The sequence below is a fragment of the Mycobacterium sp. 852002-51163_SCH5372311 genome (assembly GCF_001667115.1).
Lineage (GTDB): Bacteria > Actinomycetota > Actinomycetes > Mycobacteriales > Mycobacteriaceae > Mycobacterium.
In genome coordinates, this window is sequence record NZ_LZIJ01000202.1 from 1 (window position 1) to 1,768 (window position 1,768).

3 protein-coding genes are annotated in these 1,768 nt (G+C 68.6%); 1 reads left to right on the forward strand and 2 read right to left on the reverse strand.

The genetic code is table 11. The features are described from left to right. Positions 1-689 (reverse strand): NADP-dependent oxidoreductase (locus A5791_RS25090; protein WP_156661604.1); only part of this gene is annotated, 689 nt, incomplete at its 3' end. Positions 690-746: 57 nt separating this feature from the next. Here A5791_RS25090 and A5791_RS25095 point away from each other — a divergent pair. Beyond that, complete coding sequence (locus A5791_RS25095; RefSeq protein ID WP_067242907.1) at positions 747-1,436, forward strand: DUF3060 domain-containing protein; 690 nt, start codon at positions 747-749, stop codon at positions 1,434-1,436. A 9-nt stretch (positions 1,437-1,445) separates the two neighbouring features. Here A5791_RS25095 and A5791_RS25100 read toward each other — a convergent pair. After that, the coding region (locus A5791_RS25100) for a hypothetical protein (protein ID WP_067242905.1) at positions 1,446-1,768 on the reverse strand (323 nt) is incomplete at its 5' end.

The following is a 1,768-nucleotide window of genomic DNA, read 5'->3' on the forward strand; positions in this document are numbered from 1 at the left end:
TCGAGGATCGGGCCGCCGACGTTGTCGAAGTACACGTCTACCCGCCGCGGGCAGTGCTGTTTGAGCGCGGCAGGCAGGTCGTCGTTCTTGTAGTCGATGCACGCATCGAATCCGAAATCCTCGACCACCGCCCGGCACTTCTCCGGGCCGCCCGCGATGCCCACCACTCGCGCTCCGGCGATCTTGGCGATCTGCCCCGCCACCGATCCGGTGGCACCCGCAGCGGCCGACACCACCACCGTCTCCCCCGCCCGCGGCTTTCCGATGTCGGTCATCCCGAAGTAGGCGGTGGCACCCGTCGGGCCGTACACCGACATGATCGCCAACTGGTCGTCCTCGCCGGGAATGGGCGTGCTGAACACATCGTCGCGGATGATCACGTACTCCTGGAAACCCGTCAGTGTGGTGACCACGTCGCCGACGGCGTAAGCGGGACAACGCGACTCGACGACCTCGCCGATCCCGGCCGCCCGGATCACCTCGCCGAGCTGCACCGGCGGCAGGTAGCCGGGCTGGTCGTCGAGCCAGGTGCGGGCCGCAGCGTCGATGCCGACATACGTGGTGCGAAGCAGCGCCTCACCGTCGCCGGGTTCGGGGGCCGGCGAGGTGACCAGCTCGGTGTCACCCGGCTCGACCAGCCCGGTGGGGCGTCGGCGGAGCAGGATCTGGCGGTTCGGCAATTCGGGCACGCTCCGAAACTACCCAAGCATCCGGCTCACCGGATGACGATGTGGGAGCATCTGTGGATGTACCCGGACGATGACCCAGAAGCTCGGATCCGGCAGCTGGAGCAACCGCTGGCCGATACCGCACGCGCATCGGAACTGGGAGGAAATGAACCGCCCGGCTACGCCGTTCCCCCGCCACCGCCTGTGTACGGGTACGGCGAGTACGGGGGCATGTACCCTCCGCCCGCCTCCGCGTCGTCGGGCAGCCGCGTGTTCTGGATCGTGGGGGCGATGTTCGTCGTCGGCATCCTGATTCTGGTGGGCGGGATCGTCGCATTCGCCGCGCACCGATTCTCCGACGACGGCGTGGTGGTCGGGTCGCCGGCGCCGAGCACCAGCCCGGTGAGCACTTCGTCGCGGCCCATGCCGAGCATCAAGGTTCCCCCCGCTCTGCCGTCCCTCACCCTGACGGCGCCGACCCAGACGTCCTCTGCCCCGCCGGCGGGCGCCACCCTCACCGTTTCCGGCGTCGGCGAGAACCGGACCATCGCCTGCACCGACAACGTCGTCAGCGTCAGCGGGGTCTCCAACACGGTGGTTATCACCGGGCATTGCACACGCCTGAGCGTGTCCGGCGTCAAGAACTCGATCACCGTCGACGCCGCCGACACCATCGACGCGTCCGGCATGCAGAACCAGGTGACGTATCACTCCGGCTCGCCGAAGATCAAGAAGTCCGGCCAGTCGAATGTCGTCCAGCAGGGCTGACGGCTACTGCTACGCGGACTCTTCGGAGTCGTCGAGGACGCTGACGGCTATGCCGTAGGGCAGGAACCGCACCTTGCGCTTGGGGTCGACGTTATTCTTGTTCGCCCGCAGCGCGTCGAGCTCGGTGGCGTACACCTGCTCGACGCGGGCGCCGCCGTCGTCGTCCACGGTGTAGATGGCCCACACCCCGTCACCGGCCTCGCCGGCGGTTTCCGGCGCCGGTCGCGGTCGCCGGGACAGGTCGTCGAACACCGCCGACCAACCGGACCGCGTGCCCGCCGGCGCGCTCAAGAACCGCCCGATCCGTTCGAAAGCGTCGCGCAGCCCCATGA

Coding starts and splice junctions, on each gene's coding strand:
- A5791_RS25095 (WP_067242907.1), top strand. CDS start 747: ATGTACCCGGACGATGACCCAGAAGCTCGGATCCGGCAGCTGGAGCAA.